At 61.1% G+C, this 23976-nt stretch carries 22 protein-coding genes; 10 read left to right on the forward strand and 12 right to left on the reverse strand.

Going from position 1 to position 23976, the window contains the following annotated elements; translation table 11 throughout:
* Positions 1–338 precede the first annotated feature (338 nt).
* A complete protein-coding gene (locus IVA96_RS07955) occupies positions 339–1118 on the reverse strand; it encodes an enoyl-CoA hydratase-related protein (protein ID WP_247416687.1) in 780 nt (259 codons plus the stop codon).
* A 210-nt stretch (positions 1119–1328) separates the two neighbouring features.
* Here IVA96_RS07955 and IVA96_RS07960 point away from each other — a divergent pair, with 210 nt between their 5' ends.
* Positions 1329–2603 (forward strand): acyl-CoA dehydrogenase family protein, encoded by a 1275-nt coding sequence (locus tag IVA96_RS07960; protein WP_247416689.1) that lies wholly within the window; start codon positions 1329–1331, stop codon positions 2601–2603.
* A gap of 113 nt (positions 2604–2716) precedes the next feature.
* Here the strand turns inward: IVA96_RS07960 and IVA96_RS07965 are convergent, their stop codons facing one another.
* Both IVA96_RS07965 and IVA96_RS07970 read right to left on the reverse strand, forming a co-directional pair.
* Positions 2717–4294 carry a fatty acid--CoA ligase gene (locus tag IVA96_RS07965; RefSeq protein WP_247279773.1) on the reverse strand — a complete coding sequence of 526 codons (1578 nt, stop codon included), beginning with the start codon at positions 4292–4294 and terminating at the stop codon, positions 2717–2719.
* 223 nt (positions 4295–4517) lie between these two features.
* On the reverse strand, positions 4518–5390 hold the full coding sequence (locus IVA96_RS07970; protein WP_247416692.1) for an SDR family oxidoreductase: 873 nt from the start codon (positions 5388–5390) through the stop codon (positions 4518–4520).
* A gap of 106 nt (positions 5391–5496) precedes the next feature.
* On the opposite strand from IVA96_RS07970, the gene IVA96_RS07975 reads away from it, so the two are divergent.
* The 4 genes from IVA96_RS07975 (at position 5497) to IVA96_RS07990 (ending at position 9329) form a co-directional block, all read left to right on the forward strand.
* Entirely contained in the window at positions 5497–6306 is an 810-nt protein-coding gene (locus IVA96_RS07975; RefSeq protein ID WP_247416694.1) for a crotonase/enoyl-CoA hydratase family protein, read from the forward strand.
* A 125-nt stretch (positions 6307–6431) separates the two neighbouring features.
* The gene (locus IVA96_RS07980) at positions 6432–7976 is read left to right on the forward strand and encodes an acyl-CoA synthetase (protein ID WP_247416698.1); all 1545 of its coding nucleotides are present in this window, start codon (positions 6432–6434) and stop codon (positions 7974–7976) included.
* A gap of 153 nt (positions 7977–8129) precedes the next feature.
* A complete protein-coding gene (locus tag IVA96_RS07985; RefSeq protein WP_247416702.1) occupies positions 8130–8534 on the forward strand; it encodes a YccF domain-containing protein in 405 nt (134 codons plus the stop codon).
* A 369-nt stretch (positions 8535–8903) separates the two neighbouring features.
* Positions 8904–9329 carry a DUF4440 domain-containing protein gene (locus tag IVA96_RS07990; RefSeq protein ID WP_247416704.1) on the forward strand — a complete coding sequence of 142 codons (426 nt, stop codon included), beginning with the start codon at positions 8904–8906 and terminating at the stop codon, positions 9327–9329.
* Positions 9330–9505: 176 nt separating this feature from the next.
* Here the strand turns inward: IVA96_RS07990 and IVA96_RS07995 are convergent, their stop codons facing one another.
* From IVA96_RS07995 to IVA96_RS08005, 3 genes are all read right to left on the reverse strand, one after another.
* Positions 9506–9943, reverse strand: a complete 438-nt coding sequence (locus tag IVA96_RS07995; RefSeq protein WP_247416707.1) for a hypothetical protein — start codon at positions 9941–9943, stop codon at positions 9506–9508.
* Between the two features lie 73 nt (positions 9944–10016).
* The gene (locus IVA96_RS08000; RefSeq protein ID WP_247416709.1) at positions 10017–10406 is read right to left on the reverse strand and encodes a hypothetical protein; all 390 of its coding nucleotides are present in this window, start codon (positions 10404–10406) and stop codon (positions 10017–10019) included.
* Positions 10407–10749: 343 nt separating this feature from the next.
* Positions 10750–11040 (reverse strand): hypothetical protein, encoded by a 291-nt coding sequence (locus IVA96_RS08005; RefSeq protein ID WP_247279766.1) that lies wholly within the window; start codon positions 11038–11040, stop codon positions 10750–10752.
* Between the two features lie 212 nt (positions 11041–11252).
* Between IVA96_RS08005 and IVA96_RS08010 the strand changes: the two genes are divergently transcribed.
* Positions 11253–14204: a BTAD domain-containing putative transcriptional regulator gene (locus IVA96_RS08010; protein ID WP_247416713.1), complete on the forward strand. Its 2952-nt coding sequence runs from the start codon at positions 11253–11255 to the stop codon at positions 14202–14204.
* Between the two features lie 296 nt (positions 14205–14500).
* Here the strand turns inward: IVA96_RS08010 and IVA96_RS08015 are convergent, their stop codons facing one another.
* Both IVA96_RS08015 and IVA96_RS08020 read right to left on the reverse strand, forming a co-directional pair.
* A complete protein-coding gene (locus IVA96_RS08015) occupies positions 14501–15112 on the reverse strand; it encodes a protocatechuate 3,4-dioxygenase (RefSeq protein WP_247279764.1) in 612 nt (203 codons plus the stop codon).
* Positions 15112–16101 carry a tripartite tricarboxylate transporter substrate-binding protein gene (locus tag IVA96_RS08020; protein WP_247416715.1) on the reverse strand — a complete coding sequence of 330 codons (990 nt, stop codon included), beginning with the start codon at positions 16099–16101 and terminating at the stop codon, positions 15112–15114. Before IVA96_RS08020 ends, IVA96_RS08015 begins: the two co-directional genes overlap by 1 nt.
* A gap of 117 nt (positions 16102–16218) precedes the next feature.
* On the opposite strand from IVA96_RS08020, the gene IVA96_RS08025 reads away from it, so the two are divergent.
* From IVA96_RS08025 to IVA96_RS08035, 3 genes are all read left to right on the forward strand, one after another.
* A complete protein-coding gene (locus IVA96_RS08025; protein WP_247279762.1) occupies positions 16219–17169 on the forward strand; it encodes a LysR family transcriptional regulator in 951 nt (316 codons plus the stop codon).
* 158 nt (positions 17170–17327) lie between these two features.
* Positions 17328–17771: a cache domain-containing protein gene (locus tag IVA96_RS08030; protein WP_247279761.1), complete on the forward strand. Its 444-nt coding sequence runs from the start codon at positions 17328–17330 to the stop codon at positions 17769–17771.
* Between the two features lie 176 nt (positions 17772–17947).
* Entirely contained in the window at positions 17948–18760 is an 813-nt protein-coding gene (locus tag IVA96_RS08035) for an alpha/beta hydrolase (RefSeq protein ID WP_247416717.1), read from the forward strand.
* A gap of 582 nt (positions 18761–19342) precedes the next feature.
* Here the strand turns inward: IVA96_RS08035 and IVA96_RS08040 are convergent.
* Genes IVA96_RS08040 through IVA96_RS08055 form a run of 4 tightly spaced genes read right to left on the reverse strand, consistent with a single transcriptional unit; the run spans position 19343 to position 21243 of the window.
* Positions 19343–20026, reverse strand: coding sequence for an MIP/aquaporin family protein (locus IVA96_RS08040; protein WP_247279759.1), 684 nt, complete (start codon positions 20024–20026; stop codon positions 19343–19345).
* On the reverse strand, positions 20026–20409 hold the full coding sequence (gene arsC / locus IVA96_RS08045) for an arsenate reductase (glutaredoxin) (protein WP_247279758.1): 384 nt from the start codon (positions 20407–20409) through the stop codon (positions 20026–20028). The genes IVA96_RS08040 and arsC overlap by 1 nt, the downstream gene beginning before the upstream one ends.
* Before the next feature lie 2 nt (positions 20410–20411).
* Positions 20412–20882 (reverse strand): ArsI/CadI family heavy metal resistance metalloenzyme, encoded by a 471-nt coding sequence (locus IVA96_RS08050; RefSeq protein ID WP_247416720.1) that lies wholly within the window; start codon positions 20880–20882, stop codon positions 20412–20414.
* A 13-nt stretch (positions 20883–20895) separates the two neighbouring features.
* Positions 20896–21243 (reverse strand): helix-turn-helix transcriptional regulator, encoded by a 348-nt coding sequence (locus IVA96_RS08055; protein ID WP_247279756.1) that lies wholly within the window; start codon positions 21241–21243, stop codon positions 20896–20898.
* 1287 nt (positions 21244–22530) lie between these two features.
* Here IVA96_RS08055 and IVA96_RS08060 point away from each other — a divergent pair.
* Positions 22531–23367 carry a tetratricopeptide repeat protein gene (locus tag IVA96_RS08060; protein WP_247416722.1) on the forward strand — a complete coding sequence of 279 codons (837 nt, stop codon included), beginning with the start codon at positions 22531–22533 and terminating at the stop codon, positions 23365–23367.
* Positions 23368–23976: the final 609 nt, after the last annotated feature.

Raw genomic sequence — 23976 nt, forward strand, 5'->3', positions numbered from 1 at the left:
AACCACAGACCCCATCAGGCCTTGGCAGGACAAACTCCCAAGGCCTTCGCCGCTACCAAGACCACCGCGATCCAATCAGCGAATTATTGAACATCGACAATTGCGAGCGCAGCGAAGCAATCCAGAGTCTTTCCACGGAGGCGGTCTGGATTGCTTCGTCGCAAGAGCTCCTCGCAATGACGGTGTGGCGAGAGCGGGCGCGTGCTCTCCGCCGTCATTCCGGGGCGTCGCGCAGCGACGAACCCGGAATCCATTCATCGATCCTCTCCGACGCCAAATGGATTCCGGGTTCGCGCCCAAGCCGGGCGCGCCCCGGAATGACCGCGAAAAGCGCGGTCCTACTTCCCCACCCATTTCGGTGGTCGCTTCTCCGCAAACGCCTTCGGGCCCTCGATATAATCCTGCGACGCCACCATCGCCTTCACCGCCGGATACTCCCGCTGCTGCTCGATCGCCTGTTCCAGCGAGACGCCAAGCCCTTTCTGGATTGCCTGCTTCGAGGCCCGTATGGACATCGGCGAGTTCTTGGTGATCATCTCCGCCCAGCGCAGCGCGGCGTCGAGCGCCTCGCCTTGCGGCACCACCTCGTTGACGAAGCCGAGCTCGAGGCCCTCCTTGGCACTGACATGCCGCGCGGTAAGGATCATGCCCATGGCGCGTTTGAGGCCGATCTGCCGTGGCAGGCGGTGCAGGCCACCGGCGAGCGCGGCCAGGCCAACGCGCGGCTCGGGCAGGGCGAAGGTGGCGTTCTCCGAGGCAATGATGAGGTCGCAGGCCAGCGCGATCTCGAAGCCGCCGCCCATCGCGACGCCGTTCACGGCGGCGATGATCGGCTTGTCGCAGTCGAACCGCGAGGTCAGGCCCGCAAACCCGCCCTTGTCCCAGCCGCGTTTGCCGCCCGCGGCCTGCCACTTCAGATCGTTGCCGGCGCAGAACGCCTTGTCACCGCTGCCGGTGACGATCGCGATCCATTGCTCGGGATCGGCCGAGAAATCGTCGAAGACCTTATCGAGCTCGAAATGCGCGTCCGTGTGCAGCGCGTTATAGACCTCGGGCCGCGACAGTGTGACGATCGTGATCGGGCCCTTGCGTTCCACCTTGGAAAATTTCAGCTCCATGATCGCTCCCGCATTTTCTCGTGAAGGAATATTGTCGTCATACTAGCGCGCGGGTGCGCTTGAGCACCACCGAAATGCGCAAGCGCGCCTTGCGCGCCTCACACGTCTCGGCTTGCTTGACTTGGATGCGCTCTTCTCCGCTTAATCGTGCGAAGCAAGAATGCGCTTAGCGCCTTAACGCAAAACGAAAAATCATTGAGGGAGAGACCCTTGGATTTCTCATTGCCTGACGATCTCGTCGCCTATCTCGGAGAGCTCGACCGTTTCATCGAGCGCGAGATCAAGCCGCTGGAGGAGGCCGACGACAACATCCGCTTCTTCGATCACCGCCGCGAATGGGCGCGCACCGATTTCGAGAATGGCGGCCTGCCGCGCCACGAATGGGAGGCGCTGCTGCGCAAGGCCAAGGACCTGGCGGACGCCGCGGGTCATCTGCGTTTTCCGGTGCCGAAGCAATATGGCGGCAAGGACGGCTCCAATCTCTGGATGGCCGTGATCCGCGAGCATTTTGCCGCCAAGGGACTCGGCCTGCACAACGATCTCCAGAACGAGCATTCCATCGTCGGCAATTTCCCCGTTGTCACCATGCTCGACCGCTACGGCGGCGACGATCAGAAGGCGATGATCGACGGCTCGATCAAAGGCAAGTACCGCATCACCTTTGGCCTAACCGAGCCGCATCACGGCTCGGACGCCACCCATATGGAGACGCGCGCGGTGCCGGCGACCCGCGACAACGTCAAGGGCTGGATCATCAACGGCGAGAAGATGTGGACGACAGGCATGCATGTTGCCACGCATTGCGCGCTGTTTGCGCGCACGAGCGGCAATCACGGCGATGCGCGCGGCATCACCTGTTTCCTGGTGCCGGCGAAGAGCGACGGCGTCAAGGTCGAGGAGTACATGTGGACCTTCAACATGCCGACCGACCATCCCCGCGTCAGCTTCACGGACGTGTTCGTGCCCGAGGATGCGCTGTTCGGCGAGGTGGGCCGCGGCCTGTCGCTGGCGCAGTGCTTCGTGCACCAGAACCGCATCCGCCAGGCCGCGAGCTCGCTCGGCGCCGCGGTTTACTGCATCAACGAGAGCGTGAAATATGCCCGCGAGCGCAAGCCGTTCGGCAAGGCGCTCGCCGAGAATCAGGCGATCCAGTTCCCGCTGGTCGAGCTCGCCACGCAGGCCGAGATGCTGCGTCTTCTGATCCGCAAGACTGCCTGGGAGATGGACCAGCTCACCGAAGAGCAGATTGAGCGCACGCTCTCTGATCGCGTCTCCATGTGCAATTACTGGGCAAACCGCCTCTGCTGCGAATCCGCCGACCGCGCCATGCAGGTCCATGGCGGCATGGGCTACTCACGCCACAAGCCGTTCGAGCACATCTACCGCCACCACCGGCGCTATCGCATCACCGAGGGCAGTGAGGAGATCCAGATGCGGAAGGTGGCCGGGTTCTTGTTCGGCTATATGGGGCCGGGGAAGCATTAGCGCTAGCACCGTAGGGTGGGCAAAGCGAAGCGTGCCCACCACCTCTCCCGCAATCGTCGAAGAATGGAGGGCGCGGCGCTTTGCGCCTTTGCCCATCCTACGGCACTACGCGGTCAATTCACCCGTCGCTCTTTCCCGGCCCAATACGGCTCACGCAATTGGCGCCGCAAAATCTTGCCGCTCGGATTCCTCGGCAGCGCCGGCAGAAACTCCACGGTCTTGGGCGTCTTGTAGCCAGCGATGCGCTCGCGGGTGAAGTTGATGATGTCGGTGGCTGTGGCCTGCTTGCCAGGCTTCATGACCACCATGGCCTTCACCGCCTCGCCCCATTTGTCGTCAGGCACGCCGATCACGGCGGCCTCCGCGACATCAGGATGATCGCACAACGCACTCTCGACCTCGGCCGGGTAGATGTTCTCGCCGCCCGAGATGATCATGTCCTTGATGCGATCGTGGATATAGAGATACCCGTCCTCGTCCATGTAGCCGGCATCGCCGGTGCGCAGCCAGCCGTCGGAACGAAGCGCAGCGGCGGTCGCCTCGGGCAGGTTCCAATACCCGGCCATGTTGGAGCCCGAGCGCGTCGCGATCTCGCCGACCTGGCGCGGCGGCAGCGGCTTGCCGTCGACGTCCAGGATCGCGATCTCGACGCCCGGCAGTGCCTTGCCGGCCGAGCGCATCCGCTCCAGTCCCTCGATGTGGTCTTCCGGCGGCAGCGCGACGATGGTGCCGGTGGTCTCGGTCATGCCGTACATTTGCACGAAACCGCATTTGAAGACCTCGATGCACTCCTTCAGCAGCGCCGCCGGAATTGGCGAGGCGCCATACAGCATGTATTTCAGCCGCGAGAAATCGACCGTCTTCGCGCGCGGCTGCCGCACCACGAACTGCATTGCCGCCGGCACCATGAACAGCTTCGTGATCCCGGACTGCTCGAAGAAGTCCAGAACCTTGGTCGGATCGAACTCGCGCGCGATCACGCCGCGGGCGCCGTGATAGAGCCCCATCACGCCCCAGCCCGAGCCGCCGATGTGGAAGATCGGCATCGCCACCAGCGAGACATCATCGGTCGACCACCGGTTCCACTCCGGCTTGTCCTCGGCATTACCGGTCTGTACCAGATTGAGGAAGTTCGCGTGCGAGAGCATTGCGCCCTTCGGCTTGCCGGTCGTACCCGACGTATAGAGCTGGATCGCGATATCCTTGGTGTCGATCGGGACCCTCGGATCGTCACCGCTCTGCGTGTCCCGCCAAGCCGCAAAATCCTGCCATTCCGGCGCGCCGCCTTCGGTGGTGATGATTGTACGCAGGCCCGGCAACTGGTCCTTGATTTGGCGAACGAGCGCGATGAACTCCGGCCCGACGAACAGCACCGGCGCCTTGCAGTCCTCGACGATGAAGGCGACCTCGGGTCCCGCGAGCCGCCAATTCACTGGCGCCATCACCACACCGGCCTTCATGGCGCCCATCAACAGCTCGAAATAGATGTCGCTGTTCTTGCCGAGATAGGCGATGCGGTCGCCTTTCTTCACGCCCATTGCGATCAACGCGTGGGCGACCTTGTTGGTGTTGACGTCGAATTCGGCGAAGCTGGTGAGTCGGCCCTCGAACTCGTAGGCAATGGCGCTGCCGCGGCTTTTCGCGCGCTCGCGCACCATGTCGGCGAGATTGGCCAGAGGCTGTGTGGGCATGTTTCTCCCGTCGTCTTGTTCTTATGCCGCAGAGTGTGGCGTCATCCGCGGGTGAAGACAAGACGGGACAAATCAGCCGCGGTTTCGTTTCCCGGAACGCGACGCATCACGAAGTGATGCGCTGCTCAGCCGGGACCCAGCATCCGGCGAGATGGGCCCCGGCGCTCAGCAGCGCACCACGCCGAAGGCGGCGCGCTGCGCTGCGTCCGGGGCACGGGGGAGATCATCCCCGTTTGGCCCGGTCCTTCTCGTTCTGCGCCATGATGCTCTCACGCGCGGCTTTCCAGTCGTCGTCGCTCCAGTCCCGGAGCTGGTAGAAATTGCCGCCCATGGCGAGCGCCTGCGCGCCGTCCATGGCGATGGTCTCGCCGTTGATCCAGTCGCAGCCGCCGGAGATCAGGAACACCGCGAGGTTCTGCAGTTCCTCCATGGTGCCGACTCGGCCCATCGGGTTCATCGCCTTGGTGCGCGCGCCGGCCTCGTCGCCGGGCTTGATCCGCTTGCTCATGCCTTCGGTCGGGATTTCGCCCGGCGCGATGGTGTTGAGGCGGATGCCATAGCGACCCCATTCGGTGGCGAGCGACATCGTCATGGCGTGGATCGCCGACTTGCTCATCGCCGATGGCACCACGTAGGGCGAGCCGTTGCGCACCCAGGTCACGGTGATCGAGACGACATTGCCGGGCTGCTTCAAGGCGATCCAGCGCTTGCCGACCGCCTGCGTGACGTAGAACGTGCCGTGCATGACGATGTTGGCGACGGCATCGAAGCCGCGCGGCGAGAGCTCCTCGGTGCGCGAGATGAAATTGCCGGCAGCATTGTTGATGAGGTCGGTGAGGGGACCGTCGCGAAAGATAGTCTCGATCATCTCCTCGACCGCGAGCGCGTTGCGGATGTCGATACCGTGGCTGGTGACGCGGCCGCCATAGAGATCCATCAATTCGGTCGCGGTCTCGTCGCACACGATTTTGCGTCGGCCGCAGATGTGCACCTCGGCGCCGAGCTGGAGGAAGCGCGCCGCCATCGACTTGCCGAGCCCGGTGCCGCCGCCAGTCACGAGAATGCGGCGTCCGGCCAGAAGATTTTCCTTGAACATGGGTGTTTCCCCCGTAGGGATTGTCAGTTTAATTGGTCGATTGACTAAATCCGGCCGCCAGCGTCCTGTAAAGCGGCACTGAACAAGAACAGGGGAGAATTCATCCATGGAAGAGCGCGTCTCGATCTCGATCTCGGACGGCGTCGCCGACGTGCGCCTGATGCGCGCCGACAAGATGAATGCGCTGGATCAGGCCATGTTCGAGGCCCTTGTCGCTGCGACCGAGCGGCTTTCGAAGGAAAAGGGCGTGCGCGCCGCCGTGCTGTCCGGCGAGGGCCGCGCTTTCTGCGCCGGCCTCGACATGGGGCGTTTTGCCGCCATGAAGGAGAAGGGTGGCAACGGAATTCCGGGTGGCGAAAATCGTGACCTCACCAAGCGCACGCATGGGCAGGCGAACTTTCCGCAAGCCGCGGTGTGGGGCTGGCGTCAGCTTCCGGTGCCTGTGATTGCGGCCGTGCACGGCGTTGCTTTCGGCGGCGGCTTCCAGCTCTCGCTCGGCGCCGACATGCGCTTCCTCGCACCCGATACGCGGATGTCGATCATGGAGATCAAATGGGGCCTCGTGCCCGACATGGCGGGCACGCCGATCCTGGCAAACCTGGTGCGCGACGACATCCTGCGCGATCTCACCTACACCGGCCGCATCTTCTCCGCGCAGGAGGCGATGACTTACGGCCTCGCCACCCGCATCTGCGACGATCCGCGCGCAGCGGCCCTGGAAGCCGCGCGCGAGATCGCTGGCAAGAGTCCCGACGCGATCCGTGCGGCAAAACGCCTGCTCAACAATCTCTCGGTCGATCCGGGCCCCGCGCTGCTCGCCGAATCCGTCGAGCAGCAGAAGCTGATCGGCAGCGCGAACCAGACCGAGGCGGTGCGGGCCAATCTGGAGAAGCGCGCGCCGAAGTTTGCGGATTAACACAGACCTCATCCCGACGAGCCGCGCAGCGGCGTCTCGAGGGATGGGCCACGGGCTCTCATGGTTCGAGACGGCGCTTTGCGCCTCCTCACCATGAGGGCAACTTTGAACAAGAAGAAGAACAAATGAGCGAAACGTCTCAATTCCTGGGCATCGTCTCCGGCAACCGTCGCCGCTCTCACGCCGAGGTCGCTGATCGTGCCGACCGCATCGCGAGTGGCCTCGCCGAGCTCGGCGTCAAGCCAGGTGATTGCGTCTGCATGCTGATGCGCAACGACATCGCCTTCCTGGAGGCCGCCTATGCTGCGATGCGGCTCGGCGCCTATGGCGTGCCCATCAACTGGCACTTCAAGCCGGAGGAGATCAATTACATCCTGGAGGATAGCGGCACCTCCGTGCTGATCGGACATGCCGACATGCTGCATGCCTTGCGCGGTGCCATACCGAACGGCGTCACCGTGCTCAGCGTGCCGACGCCGCCGGAAATCCTGTCCAATTACAAGATCGATCCGGATCATCTGAAGATTCCGGAGTTCGCGATCGATTTTGAGTCTTGGCTCGCCCAGCAACAACCCTATGACGGCCCGGTCGTGCCGCAGCCGATGAGCATGATCTACACCTCGGGGACGACAGGCCATCCCAAGGGCGTCCGCCGCAATGCGCCGACGCCGGAGCAGCAGGCTGCCGGCGAGCGCATGCGCGCGATGATCTACGGCCTCAAGCCCGGCGCCCGCGCGCTGTTGCCGGGCCCGCTCTATCATTCCGCGCCCAACTCCTTCGGCATCCGCGCCGGCAAGCTCGGGGGCGCACTGGTGCTGATGCCGCGCTTCGAGGCCGAAGAATTTCTCGAACTCATCGAACGATACAGGATCGACACCATCTTCATGGTGCCGACCATGTTCATCCGCCTGATGAAGCTGCCGGAAGAGGTGCGCAGGAAATATGACGTCTCCTCGCTGCGCCACGTCATCCATGCCGCCGCGCCATGTCCGGCCGACGTCAAGCGCGCCATGATCGAATGGTGGGGACCGGTGATCTACGAATTCTACGGCTCGACCGAGTCCAGCGCGGTCACCTTCGCAACCTCGGAGGATGCGCTGAAGAAGCCCGGCACGGTCGGCAGGATCTCGCCCGGCGCGGAACTGCGCTTCATCGGGGATGACGGCCGCGTGCTTCCGGTGGGCGAAGTCGGCGAGATCTATTCCCGCATGGCCGGGATGGCCGATTTCACCTACCACAACAAGCCGGAGAAGCGCGCCGAGATCGACCGCGATGGCTTCATCACCTCCGGCGATGTCGGCTACATCGACGAGGACGGTTACGTCTTCATCTGCGACCGCAAGCGCGACATGGTGATCTCGGGGGGCGTCAACATCTATCCGGCCGAGATCGAATCCGTGCTGCACGCAGTGCCTGGCGTGCATGATTGCGCGGTGTTCGGCATCCCCGATGCCGAGTTCGGGGAGGCGCTGATGGCGGTGGTCGAGCCGCAAGTGGGCATCACGCTCGAAGCGGCCGATGTCCGGGCGCGATTGAAGGCTTCGCTCGCCGACTACAAGGTGCCGAAGCACATCGAGATCCGCAGTGAGCTGCCGCGCGAAGATTCCGGAAAGATCTTCAAGCGCCGCCTGCGCGATCCCTATTGGGAGCAGGCCGGACGCAAGATCTAGCCGGGTGAGCGAGCCGATACCCGGGACAAGTGAGAGCCAAGGTCCCGGACGTCGCCTCGCGCATCCGGGCTTCGTTTTGTGGGTATCGAGCCGTCTTCGCAGAGACAGATTTCGAACCTATATAGACGGCGTCATCCACCATCGGATCATCCCATGGCTCCTGTTTCCATCCTGCTCAACCTGCTCTGGATCCTCATCGGCGGCGCCTGGATGGCGTTCGGCTGGCTGATTGCCGCGGTCATCATGGCCATTACCATCATCGGCCTGCCCTGGGCGCGCGCGGCCTTCAACATTGCCGTCTACACACTGCTGCCATTCGGCTCGAGGGCGGTGCGGCGCGACGAGGTCACCGGGATGAGCGATATCGGCACCGGCCCGCTCGGGGTGATCGGCAACGTCATCTGGTTTGTGTTGGCCGGCTGGTGGCTGGCGCTCGGCCATCTCCTCACCGCCCTGGTTCTCGTCGTGACCATCATCGGCATCCCCTTCGCCTGGGCGCATTTGAAGCTCGCAGGCATCGCGCTGTGGCCGATCGGCAAAGTGATCGTGCCGGCTTAGCCGTCGACCCATCAATGTCGGCCTCCGGCGGCAGAGCGGAAGTGGCCCAGCTTGCGGGCGTCGTCGGTTGATGACCTAACTCGGACGTCAACCAAGATCGAAAGCTGTTCGCTCCGCATCGACGCTGGCGATACGGCGCGTCATCTCGTCCGCGCGGGCCGCCACTGCAAGGAGCAATCACTCTCGTCGCTCTCAGGACCGAGTGAGTTGGCTAGGGCGCCACGTCGCACTCAGTTCGTCAATATTTCTTACGGTAATTCCCCGGAGTTGCTGTTTTGTCAAACCCGGTCTGGGATGTGGCATTTCGACGCCTCCGCTGTGGGCAACACCCGCGCTGCAATCGAATCGTACATTGAGTTGGAGATGATCATGCGCAACATCGTACTGGTGATGGTATTCGTGGTCTCGCTGGCGGCTCCGGCTTTGGCTCAGAAGCCCGAGATTGAAGCGATCAACACCAAATTTATTGAATTCTTCAACAAGGGCGATTTCTCTGGTATCGGCTCGCTCTATACCGCTGATGCGATCGCGATGCCGCCCGGCTCCTCGATGGTGCAGGGCCGAGCAGCCATCGAAGTAATGTGGAAAGGCATGGCGGATCAAGTCAGCGACCCGAAGCTCACAACTGTTGACGTGAAGTCGCTCGGCCCTTCGGCGGCACGCGAGATCGGCACGTTTGCTCTGAAGACCAAAGGGCCGACACCGCAGGAAGTGACTGGGAAGTACGTCGTTGTTTGGGAAAAGGTCGGAAATGACTGGAAGCTCGCCACCGACATATGGAACGAGGGCAAGTAGGCGCCCGTAGGCGTACATGTCCGTTATTGAGCGAAGTCACGGCGCGTGTCATGGAGGTCCGGCTTTTGCGGCAGAGCGGACCAGATTTTCTCATCCTGAGTTTCGCAGTTTGACCCAGGGCGGACCCACCCCCGCAATTGAAATCGAGCCTGTGCTGGGCGGGCTCGGAACGTAACTCAAGCGGGTATGAGATTAATGACTCGCATGATAGCGGCACCACTGCCTATGTTCTCAGTGTCCTCTGGTTCACCTTTGACACAAGTCCATACGTCGTTTTTCCTGACCGTGAACGGGTGGCCATCGCGATGATCGAGGCGCATTTCGCCGTCGATGCACTGGCAAACCATGTCGTTTCGCATGGCGTCATCTTTGTGCGTTATCTTCGGCTGGAAGACTATGTCAACGACCTTAATTCGCTTATAGGCCGGGAGTACGGAGTCGCGCCCATGCATCGCTTCGCGCTCGCTTACCTCCACTAGCCGGACGCCCGGCGCGAGCTCCTTGCCCTCATCACGCCCGTAAGGTTGAGCCACACTTGGATTGGCTGCAGCCAGAGCAGTTCCCATTGTCGCAACACCGAGCATCAGAGCAGACCGCCGGTCGATTTCACTCATAGTTTCCTCCCGACTTGTTCGCTGACCGACCACAACGGGGCCGGTCCCTGTGGCCGGAATTACATCGAGAAGTTCAACGGCCTGTTCCTATTTCGGCGATAAGGCCACGGCAGCGGAGTATCGTGCCGGCCTCAAGTTCGCGATCGAGCGAGGCTGGCTCGAGTTGCACGAGAGTGACACCTACGTGAAGTTCACCCAAGCCGGCGCCGGTCTGTTCGCTTAAGCTCGGCGCTTCCGCCAGCGGCTTTGCTTCAGCCAGCGGCTTTCGCGTCACATCATCTTCAGACGCTGGACGGCACGTCGTTAGAACAAACGCCGACCTGCTACATTGCCATTCACTGCCGAGGGCGGCACTCGAGACAGGCCGGGGAGCAGCGGCCACGACCAATAAAACAGCCGCAGCGGCCAGGGAATTTGCGATGACGAGCTTGCGTCCTTTGCGATTCCAAGTTGCGCCGATCATGGCCGTCGCTCCTTTTGCAGGTCAGTGAGGACGCTAGGCCGAGTTTGTTTCGGGATGGCTTCGTGGCCGCGCAAATCGGTCTCGTTCACGCGGCAGTGATGGTTTGGGCGGAGCGGGTCTCTTACTACCCTCCTGGGTGTACAGGTTGCGATCAGCTGCTTCGACGGACGGTGGAACCGCCGGTATGAAATGCCTGCCTCGGACGACCTCAAGGCACCGGGCTTGAAATCTCCGAAATAGTCCGCCCATTCCGTTCGCTCGCCGGCAAGGAGCGCAGCGATATCACGAAGTGCGACTGCCGCGCGGTGGCTGCTGGAGATCAGCCACCACGCGACAGCGCGATCTACCGCGTGGGGTCGATCGCAACAACGGGAGAGAGGGCCAGCGCTGTAATCGCGCGTCCTCCGCTGCTGGCGGTCCGCTCATCGCGTGCCCCTTGGCGCGGCATCAGGACCGGCGCGGATATGCCAGCCGCAGGCGTTTCCTGTTGCGCGTTGGCCGGTCCCAATATCACGAACTGGTGCGGCGTAATCGAAAAGCCCAGGACTTCATACGTCGGTAGTTCTGCAGCATTGGCTCCGACTGTTCCCATCACGAGGGCTGCGGCGGCGGCAAGCGACAAGCGATTCCACATAGTAATCTCCATCGGTAATTGGTGGCCCTGACCTCGCGAGCAGACTACCGACCCGCCGCAATGGACCTGTCGGCGCGCGCGTGATAAATTCGCAAAATCGTCGGACCGGGTCTTTTTGCACCCTGAGTACAGGGCCGGCGGATATGGCGAAGGCAAACCTCGCACTTCTTGGCAGTTTCCGGCTCCAAACGGACACCGGAGAGCCCATCCCGTTGGCCACCAAGAAGACGACAGCCCTGCTGGCCTATCTGGCACTGCACCCGGACGACCCGCAGGCGCGACCAAAGCTTGCGGCGCTGTTGTGGGGCGACCACGATGAGGCGCAGGCCCGCGACAGTCTGCGACAGGCGCTGAGCCTTTTGCGCAAGGCTTTGTCGCACATCTATCCTACCGCATTGGTCGCTCAGGAGGACACCATCCGCCTTGAGCCGGCCGCCCTCGAAATCGATGCAAGGGTGTTCGAGGAGCTTATCGCGGAGCCGGGCGTGGCAAACCTGGAGCGGGCCATCGGACTCTATCGTGGCGAATTCCTCGACGGCTTTCAGGTGTCGGCACCAGAATTTGAAAGCTGGGCAGCGGCGGAACGTCAGCGATTCCGTGAACTCGCCTTGGAAGGCATGGCGAAGCTGCTCGATCATCACCTGTCCGCAGGAGTGATCGAACGTGGCATTCACATTGCGACCCGCCTGCTTGCCGCAGATCCCCTGCAAGAGCGTGTTCATCGCACCCTGATGGGGCTGTATGCCCGGCAGGGCAGACAGGGCGCGGCGCTCCGCCAGTATCGAACCTGCGCCGAACTGCTCTCCAGGGAATTGGGAATTGAGCCCGACGCGCAGACCAAAACATTGCAGCGCCATCTCTTGCGAGAGTGGAACCGTACGCAGCCCAAAGCCTCAGCGATATGTAGTTCGGTGCCACAGGGTGCGGTCGGCTGGATCGATCAAGTGCCCGACACGGAAGGCCTGAGCAGAAGCATTCCGCCATCGGTGCATGCGAATGCCGCGCCGGGTAATCTCCCCGTCCAGGCAACAAGCTTTCTGGGCCGCGACAGAGATGTCGCCAGAGCCGGCCGGATACTTTCCAGCGCGCGGCTGGTCACGCTGACCGGCCCCGGCGGGATCGGCAAGACACGGCTCGCCCTCCAGCTTGCGGCGACGATGCGTGACAACTATCCGGATGGCACGTGGCTGGTGGAGCTTGCCGCTTTCGATGATCCCAATGCGACCGGTCACGCCGTCGCCGACGTCTTCGGCATCACACAACAACCCGGCAAGACGATCGAGCAAAGCGTCGCCAATGCGCTTGCCGGACGGAGCCTGCTTCTCATTCTCGACAACTGCGAGCACTTGATCGATGCGATAGCCGGCCTTGCACGGGAGATCCTGTCAACATGCCCGCATGTCAGCCTGCTGGCGACCAGCCGGGAGACGCTGATGGTCCACGGCGAGCGGACCTACCCGGTGCTTCCCCTCGAGTGCGGCGACGGAATCGATGCGCCAGCGGTGGAGCTGTTCGTGGAGCGCGCGCGATTCGTGGAGCCACACTTCGAACTCAATGGTGACGCCGACACGATCTGTGAAATATGCCGCCGCCTTGATGGCATTCCGCTGGCAATCGAGCTCGCAGCAGCCCGAACGCGGGCAATGAGTCCCACTCAGATCCGCGATCGCCTGCATGAACGCTTCCGCCTGCTCACCAGCGGGTCGCGACACGTCTTGAAGCGACATCAGACGCTGCGCCACGCCGTGGAATGGTCGTATGACCTGTTGTCGCCATCCGAGAAGGCCGTGCTTTCGCGCGCATCGGTATTTTCCGGAGGTTTCGGGCTGGAGGCTGCCGAGCGCATCTGTAGCAGCGGCGACATCGCGGCCGCCGATGTTCTCTATCTCCTGGACTCACTGGTACGAAAATCGCTGCTCAGCGCCAAACGGGTCGGGAATGCAGTTCGCTACAGCCAGCTCGAAACCATCAGACAGTTTGCCGAGGAGCGGCTCGCGATGCTGGGTGAAACAGAGGTCTTTCGGGGCCGCCATGCGCAATTTTTCGCGGAGGATGCTGAGACGCACCACAGGATTTGGCGAAGCCCGCAGCAATTGATGGCTTATGTCTGGCTCGACCAGGAAGTGGACAATTTGCGCGCGGCGTTTCGGTGGGCGAGCAGCCAAGATGATATCGATGTTGCGGCCCGGATCGCATCCAGGGTCCCGAGCATGGCGGTCCTCCGCGTGCGCAGCGAACCGCTCAATTGGCCGACGGAGATCGTCGATGCGGCACGGCGCGCCGGCCACCGCCGGCTAGGCGCCCTGCTGACTTATGCAGCAAAAAGGGCGTGGAACCTGGGACGTGTTCAAGAGGCGACGCTCTACGCCGAGGAAGCGACAGCGCTGATGGGCAATGCCAACTTTGACCCGCCAGTCTGGGCGTTCTCTGTTCTGGCCATGATTGCGTCCCGACAGGGCAATGCCGAAAGCGCTGTCAAGTTTGCGCGTGCCGGCGCCGAGCACCCGGCGGACCGACGCGAGCGGCAATGCCTGGCGACGCTTCCTTTTTACCTGGCGATGGCCGGCGCGCATGACGAGGCGATGGCGATCGCCGACGACATCGTTGACAAGGTTGCGGCCGCGCGAACGCCAAGTTCGCTCATCGCGGCGCTGTTTTCCAAGGGAAGAGCCTTTAGCGAGGCCAACCCAAGGTGTGCCCTGGATGCGTTGGAGATGGCCCTTGCTCATGCAAGGACATCCGGTAATCGCTACTGGGAGATCGTCATCATCCCCGCCGTCGCGGAGTTGCAGGTGCGGAGCGGCGATCCGGTCAAGACGTTGCGAACCCTGCCGCGAATGCTCGAGATCTGGGGCCAGTCAACAGAGATAGGTCTTGCGACCCTCACGACCGCCACCCTTATTTTGCTGTTTGAGCGGCTCGGCCACCCGACGGTCGCGGCCACGCTTAGCGGAGCCCTTTCCCAAATGATCCCGTCCACCAGCTTCTTCCAGGAGTTGCCCGACACTCTCGCCCGCGTTCGCGATGTGATGGGCGAGGCCGCCTTCGCGGAGGCCAAGCGGCATGGTGCGGCGATGGCTCACCGCGAGATGGTCGATTATGCGGCAAACCAGGTCCAGCACGCGCTGGCCGCGAGGGGTGCATCCAATGCCGAATGTCGATAAGTCTATCGGCGGATTGGTCAGGAATGAATGGCCGCTGATGGCCCTTAGCTGCCTCGCCCGACCATCCAACGACCGTCTGCTTTCAGCTGGAGAGCGGATTAGGGCCGTGAAGTCTCTTCGCTTCAGCATGTGACCCCAGAGCGGACCTGCCAGTGTGGCGCAGAATGCGAGAGCTGTATGAGACTGTCGCAGTCCCGTTGCGCCCAGAGGTCGCGACCCCCATCACTGGAGTAGGGCGGTACTCCCACGGCAGATGTTGACCCGAAGCCTGACTTGGAAGCCCTCCTACACCGCCATCATCCGCTGGCCAAGACTATGTCGAAATCCGCGACCATCGCGTGCTTCTCGAGGTGGGATGGCGGCTCTTGCAAGTTGACGATCAGTCGGTCGGGGTGCGGAGCCGCGTTGAGCCAGCGGTCGGTCAGGTTTTCGGCTTCGCCAGCGAAATAGAGCTGGGTTACCAGGCGATCGAACTGGCCGTCGACGGTGAGGTGAATGTGCGGCGGCCTGATTTCGCCTTCTGCCGTCGGATAGCGGCCCGGTTTTATCGTACGAAAACTGTAGCAGCCGGACGCGTCTGCGGTCAGGCGCGCGAAACCCTTGAAATTGGGGTCGACCGGCGCTGGGTTCATATCGCTCGGATGACGATATTTCCCTGCAGCGTTTGCTTGCCAGATTTCGATGAGTGCATGCGACACCGGCTCTCCAGAAGGAGTGAGCACGCGCCCCCTGACATAGATGAGCTGGCCCTGCGCCTCGGCGGCGCTGCCCATTGGGCGCGCCAGATTGGTTGCCAGGTCGGGACGTTCCCGAATTGGATAGAACGGGCCGACGATCTGCGGCGGCGTGATCGCAAATGCTGCTTCATCGCGGCGGCCCGTCCGGCCTTTGGGTCCGGCATCGCTCATTAGGGTAGCTTGATGTCCGCGTCCTTGACGATCTTGGCCCAATGGGCAACATCGGACCGGATTCCATCGCCAAATTCTGCGGCGGTGCCGCCGACGGGCACGGCTCCTATCTTGTCGAGCGAAGCGCGGATTTTAGGCTCAGCAAGAACCTTGTTGATCGCTTTGTTGAGCTGCAAGGTGATCTCCGCGGGCGTGCCTCGCCTGGCGGCAAAGCCGATCCAATCGGCCGTCACGAGATCTGGAAAGCCTGCTTCGGCCACCGAGGGAACGCTCTTGAGGGCGGCGATCCGCGCAGGCGCGGCGACGGCGAGGGCGCGCAGCTTGCCGGTCTCGATGAGGTCGATGACCGGAAGCGTGGTCACGAACATGTATTCAACGTTGCCGCCGATCAGATCGGCGATAGCCTGCGAAAACTGCTGATAGGGTACGTGGGTGGCGTGCACGCCGGCCTGCAATGCGAACATCTCGCCAATCAGGTGCGAAGGTGTGCCGAAGCCAGCGGACGCGAAGTTGAGTTTTCCGGGCTTGCTCTTGAGCAGCGCGACCAGTTCGGGCAGGGAATTGACGGGCAACGATGGCGTGGTGACGAGCACCGTGTAGGACGTCGATATCTTGACGACCGGATCGAAATCCGCGTCGGGTCGTGTCTCTGCCTTCGGAAGCAGGGTCGGAGTAACCATCATTGGCAAGCTCATGGTGAGCAGCGTGTAGCCGTCCGCCGGACGGCCGCTTACGTCATTCATTGCGATGGTTTGCAAAGCGCCCGGCCGATCTTCCACGACGAGCCGCCAACCTTCGTTGGCCGCAAGTCCCTCGGCCACCAGGCGACTGATGATGTCGGGCGGCGTGCCGGCACTCGTCGGGACGACAATTCGAATGAGGTTGGATGGATAGGTTTGCGCGGCGACCTGACGGGCCGACAACGATGCTGCAAGGGCCCCCAGCAGGAACGTGCGACGGGGCAGGCGGAAGTACGGTATCTCCGACATGGTGCTGCTCCAAAGCTCGCAAGTGAGAAGTCACTATCGATTTGCAGCTTGTTCCTGATACCTATATATGGAAAGTTCTATTTTCCGATCCTTCTATTCCGTTTCGGAAAGGGTCGCATGTTCGACGCATCCCAGATTAGTCAGCGTATCAAGCTGCGGCAGCTGAATGTCTTCATCGCTGTCGTCGAGCACGGGAGCATGGCGAAGGCGGCCGAGCACCTTGCCATTTCGCAGCCCGTCATTTCCAAGATGATCGCGAGCCTCGAGCAAACGCTTGGCCTTCCGCTCCTCGAGCGAAGCCGTCTCGGGGTGGCGCCCACGCTCTATGGCGAGGCGTTGCTCAAACGTAGCATCGCCCTGAGCAACGATTTGCGAAGTGGCGTGGACGAGCTGCAAGCGCTGGCTGATCCGACAACCGGCGAATTGCGCATCGGCAGTACGGAACCTGTGATGGCTGGCCTGCTGCCTGCCATCATCGATCGGCTATCCCGCCAATATCCGAGGCTCGCGCTTCATATCATCGAGGGCGAACCGCCGGAGCTTCAGGACCGGCATCTGCGCAACCACGATATCGATCTGATGATCGGACGGCTGCCGAGCCCGGCGCCGGCTGCTGACACCGATGTGCGGGAGCTGTTGCACGAAAGCGGCGTCGTCGTTGCAGGCTTGAACAATCCGTGGGTGCGGCGGCGCAAGATCCGCCTCGCCGAGTTGGTCAACGAGCGCTGGTGCCTGCCACCGCGCGAAAGTTTTCCGGGCGGCTGGATTGCTAATGCATTTCACGCGTCCGCACTCGAGGTGCCGCGGCCCAGCGTGACCGTGTACTCGATTCTGATGCAGTCGGCATTGCTGTCATCGGAGCGCTTCCTGAGCTTTCTTCCGGCATCGATGCTGCATTTCAGCGCCAAGCGGCTGTCGATGAAAATCTTGCCTGTCGAAATGCCTGCGCAGATGTGGCCGATCGGAATCATCACGCTGAAGGGCCGAACTCCCAATCCAGCGCGGCGGCTATTCATAGACTGCGCGCTGGAGATAGCCAAGCCGCTCGCTGGCAAGCGAACACCCTGACCGGTAAATTCAGGCGATGCACTTCCTAATGGCCCCACAGCGGACTTTACCAGTCGCCATCAAACGCGCAGCGCAAGCACAAATTTGCATCTCGACAGGCCGATTCGAAGCTGCGAAGGGAAAGGGATTGAATTCATTATCTTAGTCGGGGGCGAACGATGATTAGGATCATTCTTTCTGGCGTCGCCTCAGTCCTGTTCATCCAAGCAGCCATTGGTCAACAGTACGGCACCGCAAGTGAGGCGCGCGCCATGCTTGAAAGGGTCGTCTCCGGCATTAAGGCCGACCCGGCTGCAACAATCGAAAAAATCAATAAGAGCGACCCGAGCTTCAGCGACCGGGACTTGTATCCGACCTGCGCGGGCTCGGACGGCAAGATGGTGGCCAATCCCAACCGTGCGCGCCTCGGCCTTGTTCAGAAGGATAGTAAAGACGCCTCGGGCAAGCCGTATGGGGAAGAACTGGCTCGCGCCCAAGAGGGAGTTTTTTCAGAAGTCAGCTATCTATCGCCACGTCCCGGTGCTGACAAAACACCCGTTTCGAAGGTCGCTTTCGTTACCAAAATCGCGGGATACATTTGTCTTGTAGGGTACTCACCATAGGTCGAGTGCCGTCTGGATTTTGCGCTGAGGGTCCTGCCTTCCAAGAAGATTATCCTGCAATCCATTTTGAGGTGTCGGAAATGCGTCGGTCTATTGCCATTGCAACCACGTTGCTCAGCCTTCAGTCAGCCTCGGCGGGTCCAATGCCTCCGGATAAAGCTGAGGCGGTTAAGGCAATGGGCGCTGTGATAAATGCTCCCGAAACGGGAAAGTTGTACGCGCCGCTGCAAGCGAAAGAGCCGTATGAAAACGTAACAGTCGATCGAAACATCAAGTACGGCCAACACGAGCGAAATCTGCTGGACGTGTTTCGGGCAACGACCGCCGAGGCTCGTCCCGTTCTCATCTTCGTTCACGGCGGCGGATATGAGAGGGGCGACAAGCGCGCCGGCTCAAGCCCCTACTATGACAATGTCATGTTGTGGGCGACGAAGAATGGGATGGTCGGAGTCAACATGACCTACCGGCTCGCGCCCGACTATCCCTGGCCCGCGGCGGCGGACGATGTCGCGTCGGCAGTGGCATGGACAAAGGAGAAAATCCGGGACTACGGGGGCGATCCAAACCGCATTTTTCTGATGGGGCACTCTGCCGGGGCATCGCACGTCGGCAGTTACCTAGCGCGCGCAGCCGTGCCCGTGGTCGTCGGTGCAATACTTGTGTCCGGCACATATGACCTTCGCCCCCAAATCGAAGTGGCGGGGCAGAAATCTTATTTCGGCGCGGATACCGAATTGTGGCGGGAGCGATCCTCGCTAAATGGCTTGGCCCAATCAAAGCTGCCATTGTTAGTCGTGCGCGGAGAAATTGATGTTCCGTACTACATCGACCAAGCAGAAACTCTGAAGGCTGCGATGTGCGCTAACAATCACTGCCAAACGTTTGCGGTGCTGAAAGGCCATAGCCACATGTCGGAAATTTACTCAGTGAATACGGAAGACACGACTCTTACAGATACAATCCTCGCGTTTGTAAAGGGACTGAAATAGTCGCGTCTAATTAACGATCATCGGCGGCGGACGAATTCATTTCGCGCGCCGTTCGCGCATTGTCGTGCGGGACTGCGGCACGCCGCGTAAACTTCGGGCATCCTTTCGGTTAACGATGATGGCCGCTACTGGCCCTGAGGCGATCATGCTGCCCGGTGCAACCACAACGGTTCACCGTCACGCCGGACCAGAGCTGATTCACGTCGTACAAGGCGAAGGATGCATGGAGACGCCAGAGGGCAGGCAAATCGGCCGACCGGGAGGCAGCCAGTCATTGTGCGCGCGAACGTCCCGCACAAGCCGACCGCCACGGGCACTGTCGAACGGCGTGCATTGGCGCTCGTCCTGCACGATACGCGGGAACCTTGGGTCAATCGGGCACACGATCACGGCTGGCAAGAAAAAGGACTGTGCAAGGCCGTGGAATAGCTATCGGCACCGAAATTGGAATGACGAAGTCCGCAAGTTGGCCCCGTGCCGACCTCAGCTGAGCGCGCCGCGAGGTCCGCTTACTAAAGGTGACCCGAACAAGGCGATCCGAGCGGGCCAAGGCAGCCTTTGACCCAAACCGGACCTCGCGCCTCATCGTGGCTCGCGATTATTGTCGCTACCTTCATCCCAGAGCCATTTTCCGGCAATCACCGCCGTAGCCATCCCGGCTAACTGCGCCGCGATGAAGGCGACCACACCTGCGGGAGCAATTCCCGCGAACGTGTTAGACGTAGCCCGCGCAATAGTAACGGCAGGATTGGCAAATGAAGTCGAGGCCGTGAACCAGTAAGCCGAGGTGATGTAGAGACCGACAGCGTAGGGTATCGCCGACGACGCTCGCGCAACACAACCGAAAATCGTAAGAAGAAGTCCGAAGGTCGCGACCGCCTCCGCAAACCATTGCCCGCCTCCCGAGCGCACAGTCGTCGAGAATTGCCATACCGGCAGGTCAAACATCAGATGCGCGGCCCAGACGCCCGCCATTCCGCCGATGACTTGCATGGCGATGTAAAGCGCTGCGTCAGGCCACGACAGTTCCCTACGCAGGCCGAAAGCAATTGAGACAGCGGGATTGAAATGTGCGCCTGAGATCGGTCCGAAGATTAGGATCAATACAACGAGGATTGCGCCGGTCGGTATAGTGTTGCAGAGAAGCGCGAGCGCGACGTTCCCGCCCGCGAGGTTTTGAGCCATAATGCCCGAGCCGACCACGGCCGCTAACAGGAACGCCGTGCCTAACCATTCGGCGAAGGCGCGCTGTGCAAGCGTCGGCATCAGGTTGCCGAAGATCGTTGACCGCCGCGTTGGGCCGGGAGAAGGTCAAGGACGGCTTCCGAAGGCCTGCATAGGCGCACCGCCTTCGGCGTCACCACGATTGGACGATTTATCAAGATCGGATGCGCCATCATCGCATCAAGCAACTGATCATCAGTAAGGTTCGGCTTGTTTAAACCGAGATCATTGAACGGCGTGCCTTTCTCGCGAAGTACCGACCGCACGGGCACACCCATGCGCTCGATCAGTTGTTTGAGCAGCGCACGTGCCGGAGGTGTTTTCAGGTACTCGATCACGTGCGGCTCGATCCCCGCATTGCGGATCATGCCAAGCGTGTTGCGCGAGGTTCCGCAATCCAGGTTGTGATAGATAATGACATCCATGATTAGCAGCACGCCGACGCTTTAGCCGTTGGCTGGGGCGCACAGCGCGCGCCGCTCTGCTTCTCGTGCGCGATGCGGGCTTCTTTCTCGCCCGAGCCATCTCCGTAGTTGATGCTTTCGCCGGTCGTCAGAAACGTTTCCCAAGCAATGCCAGCCGGGTCATCGATCCATGACTTCTCAGATTTGGCATAGCAGCATGCCGTCTGGCCTTGCTCAATTACATTGCCGCCTGCGGTGCGCAGGCGGGTATAGACCTCCTGCAATTCCTCGGCGTCCTCGACTTGAATGTCAAGATGATCAAGGCCAGCTTCCCGGCCTCGTGCAGAGATCGCGAAGTTTACGCGCGGATCGTCGAGCATCCACTTTGCATAATCGGATTTGACGACAGCGGGTTGGGCGGCGAACAGTGCCGAATAGAAGCCGATCGATTGGCTGAGATCATCAACGGCGACGTGAACATGCAGGCGTTTCATGGGATCACTCCTTCTAGGCTGGGACCTTCGCGCGCTTGCGCGCAGGCTTACAGGCGACGGCGGGCGTGCATTCGATGGTGCCGCCACAGCAGTTTTCGGTGAGATAGCCGAGCAGTTCATTCATGGTCTCGAATTGTGCAGCGTAGATCATCGAGCGGCCATCGCGGCGCACGGTGACAAGCCCCGCCATCCTTAGCCGATCCAAATGGAAGGTCAGCGTATTTGGCGCGAGGTCGAGAGCGGTTGACACCGCACCGGCCGACATTCCCTCTGGCCCGGCCTGCACCAACAACCGGAATACATCAAGCCGGTTATCTTGAGCGAGAGCAGCTAGGGCTGCTACAACATCCTTCTTTTTCATATTTCAACGAATATGGAAATGATTGGTTAATGTCAAGGATATTTCAGTAATTGCTGAAATACTGCGAGGGCCGCTACTGGCCCGAGGCTGCCGTTCAGCAACGAGAGGTGAATGTCGGGTGTCGGAAGGCAACAGACGATTGCCGGGCTGCCACGGCAGAGGTTGACCCAAAGCGGTCATCTCACGTCGCGAAAGCGGGCCTCAAAGTACCCAGTGCTGGGCGATGGCTCATGTCCACTGCAGACATGGGCATTCGAGAGCGAAATGAAGTAGCAATGCACTGAACTTAGTGATTTTAGACTAGCTGAGAAGGCAAAAGAAGGGAAACGGGGCCGTGCATGTACTTTCCACGCTGGGCGGCCTGCTTGCTGGCCTAGTCCTTGGCGTTTTCACCGCATTCTTTCAGCTGATCGGACCGGCTGCACTCGCGCTCGGTGCCCAGCATTTGATGAATTACTCTCTCTCTCCTGAACCTGGCGGTCTATGCGATCCTGCTGTTTCTCGTGTTCTTCCGTGCGCTTGTCGGCAATGACAAGGCAACTCCAACGCAGTTGTTCGATCGATCTTTTGCCCGGCATTTGGCTCATGTATGCGTGGCCAACGTACGGAAGCTAGAGCTTTCCCACCGACGCCCATCTCTTGCTTTTTGCCCAAAGCCGACTTCGTCAACGTGTGCGCATCCGTCATCCGCGTCCTCTGGCCATTAAGGGAGTCTCGACCGCATCGCCGCTGATCGGTAGCGATGGCAGTGTTCTAGGCTTGCTAGCAGATGGTCAATCTGCGCTGTCCGCGAGTTGGTTCAAGGCGTTGGACGGCATGATCCACCGCCGCCACTCGAGGTTCTCCGTCGCACCGAGACCGTGGTAGAATGATTGCGCCAACCATTGTCGTTCAGCACGAACCAGCAGAAGCACTTGTGCCCTGTTGTACGCGCATGTAGCGCCATTTGGCGCATGAGCCTTTGACCGACGCGGCCGCCTCGGCACTCGGGTTCAACATAGAGCCACTTCAGCATCAAAAGCGGTCGCAGAGTATGCATGAACGGGATTTCGTAGTGGACCGCCTTTCCAGCAAGCCACCCTAGCCCCGTATCCGCGACGTAAGCGCCAAACTCAGGGCGCTCGCCGAAGCCACGGCGAAGCAGCTCCGCTTCGGTGAGGCTGAAGTTCTCACCGCGCTCAAAGCTGACGATCCCTCGCATTAGCCGAAGGAACTCCGGGACGTTGCCCTCGTTCATCGGCCGTATCGTGATTGCGGCAGTCGTTGGTTGCTGGAAGTTTGACGTTCGTGATCGGTCGCGGGACGGCTTTCACCTATAAGAATAAGCAGGTCGATTTGAAGACGCTCGGCAAGGACCTTGGTATCCGATGGGCGGTACAGGGCGCGGTGCAGCGGCCCGGAGATCGGGTCCGTATGAACGTATCACTTTCCGACCTGTCGACTGGTCGCGACGTCTGGTCGGACCGCTTTGACGGCGATCGGTCAAATCTTACGGCCCTACAGGAGCAGGTCACGGCTCGGCTCGCCCGCTCTCTCAACGTCGAACTCATCCAAGCCGAAAGCCGGCGCAGCCAAATGGACAGACCAACCAATCCAGACGCTGTGGATTTCAGCATGCGCGGCTGGGCGAAGCGCTATGGCCCACGGACCAAGTTGACGAATGCAGAGGCAAACGACTTGTTCGACAGCGCACTGCGCCTCGATCCGGACAACATAGATGCAATGATCGGCAAGACGTTGTGCATAGCGGATGGCGTGATCTACGGATGGTCATCATCGGTAGTCGAGGACAAGAAGAGGGCGATCAAGCTAATAGATCAAGCTCTTGCAAAACGCCCAGCGATCGCAAATGCGCACGTAGCCAAGGGAAACATTCTGAACTACGGGAATCCTGAGGAAGCTTTACCTGAATACGACGCAGCTTTGGAAATAGATCCTAATTCGCCCGTCGCGTATGCATCCAAGGGGATCGTACTTGTTACGGCGGGACGCGCGGCCGAAGCGTTTTCTCCGATTCAGATCGCTTTGCGCCTAAGCCCCAAAGATCCGCCTGCTGGGACTTGGCGTTTTTTCCTCTGTCACGCTGATGTTCGTCTAGGCCAATACAAGGAAGGTACGTCATGATGGTTGCTTTCCCAACGCCAGCGTCCTTGCCATCGCTATGCCGGGATTCCTTGCTGGTCGACGACCGGCGGCCGGCAGCCTTCCGGCCGATGCGAAGGCGGTTGTGACGATGCGTTCATCCTTCTTCCATCTGCCAAGGCGGACGCGCTCCAACGCCTTCGCATAATTACTCGCTTTGCCGGGCGGGCAAATCACGCCACATGTAAGTCAAGGGGCAGAGCGGAAAAATTCTGATTGACCGAATTCGTATTTTCGGGTAAATCGCAAAACATCCCGGCCCGTCAAAGGGGCGTTTCGCGATCGTCACGATACGTCGGCCGGGATGCGATGGACGCGGCAGCGCCGGCGCGTGACGAGGTGGCAGGGCGGGCTAAGCCTGTGAGCCATCGCGATCCGCGGGATCGACACGGCGCGGTCACAGCGTTTCCTTTCGAGTTCGGGGGCGAGCACGCGCGAGCTTCCGAATGGGTGGGAGGGACGTCCGCGGACGGCAAAAGCGTGTGGTCCTGACGCCCGGGGTCTGTGCGTCAAGTCTTGCGGTGATGTGAGCGGCCCAACCGGACCGCGGCATCAGCCATCGGCAAGGCGACGGGGGCAATAGTGCATCGC

The organism is Bradyrhizobium sp. 159, from assembly GCF_023073795.1.
In the GTDB taxonomy this organism is placed as follows: domain Bacteria; phylum Pseudomonadota; class Alphaproteobacteria; order Rhizobiales; family Xanthobacteraceae; genus Bradyrhizobium.

Coding starts and splice junctions, on each gene's coding strand:
- IVA96_RS08035 (WP_247416717.1), top strand. CDS start 17,948: ATGGGCGCTGTGATAAATGCTCCCGAAACGGGAAAGTTGTACGCGCCG.
- IVA96_RS08055 (WP_247279756.1), bottom strand. CDS start 21,243: ATGAAAAAGAAGGATGTTGTAGCAGCCCTAGCTGCTCTCGCTCAAGAT.
- IVA96_RS08025 (WP_247279762.1), top strand. CDS start 16,219: ATGTTCGACGCATCCCAGATTAGTCAGCGTATCAAGCTGCGGCAGCTG.
- IVA96_RS07990 (WP_247416704.1), top strand. CDS start 8,904: ATGCGCAACATCGTACTGGTGATGGTATTCGTGGTCTCGCTGGCGGCT.
- IVA96_RS08015 (WP_247279764.1), bottom strand. CDS start 15,112: ATGAGCGATGCCGGACCCAAAGGCCGGACGGGCCGCCGCGATGAAGCA.
- IVA96_RS08005 (WP_247279766.1), bottom strand. CDS start 11,040: ATGTGGAATCGCTTGTCGCTTGCCGCCGCCGCAGCCCTCGTGATGGGA.
- arsC (WP_247279758.1), bottom strand. CDS start 20,409: ATGGATGTCATTATCTATCACAACCTGGATTGCGGAACCTCGCGCAAC.
- IVA96_RS08040 (WP_247279759.1), bottom strand. CDS start 20,026: ATGCCGACGCTTGCACAGCGCGCCTTCGCCGAATGGTTAGGCACGGCG.
- IVA96_RS07975 (WP_247416694.1), top strand. CDS start 5,497: ATGGAAGAGCGCGTCTCGATCTCGATCTCGGACGGCGTCGCCGACGTG.
- IVA96_RS07970 (WP_247416692.1), bottom strand. CDS start 5,390: ATGTTCAAGGAAAATCTTCTGGCCGGACGCCGCATTCTCGTGACTGGC.
- IVA96_RS08020 (WP_247416715.1), bottom strand. CDS start 16,101: ATGTCGGAGATACCGTACTTCCGCCTGCCCCGTCGCACGTTCCTGCTG.
- IVA96_RS08000 (WP_247416709.1), bottom strand. CDS start 10,406: ATGATCGGCGCAACTTGGAATCGCAAAGGACGCAAGCTCGTCATCGCA.
- IVA96_RS07985 (WP_247416702.1), top strand. CDS start 8,130: ATGGCTCCTGTTTCCATCCTGCTCAACCTGCTCTGGATCCTCATCGGC.
- IVA96_RS07980 (WP_247416698.1), top strand. CDS start 6,432: ATGAGCGAAACGTCTCAATTCCTGGGCATCGTCTCCGGCAACCGTCGC.
- IVA96_RS08050 (WP_247416720.1), bottom strand. CDS start 20,882: ATGAAACGCCTGCATGTTCACGTCGCCGTTGATGATCTCAGCCAATCG.
- IVA96_RS07955 (WP_247416687.1), bottom strand. CDS start 1,118: ATGGAGCTGAAATTTTCCAAGGTGGAACGCAAGGGCCCGATCACGATC.
- IVA96_RS08030 (WP_247279761.1), top strand. CDS start 17,328: ATGATTAGGATCATTCTTTCTGGCGTCGCCTCAGTCCTGTTCATCCAA.
- IVA96_RS07965 (WP_247279773.1), bottom strand. CDS start 4,294: ATGCCCACACAGCCTCTGGCCAATCTCGCCGACATGGTGCGCGAGCGC.
- IVA96_RS07995 (WP_247416707.1), bottom strand. CDS start 9,943: ATGAGTGAAATCGACCGGCGGTCTGCTCTGATGCTCGGTGTTGCGACA.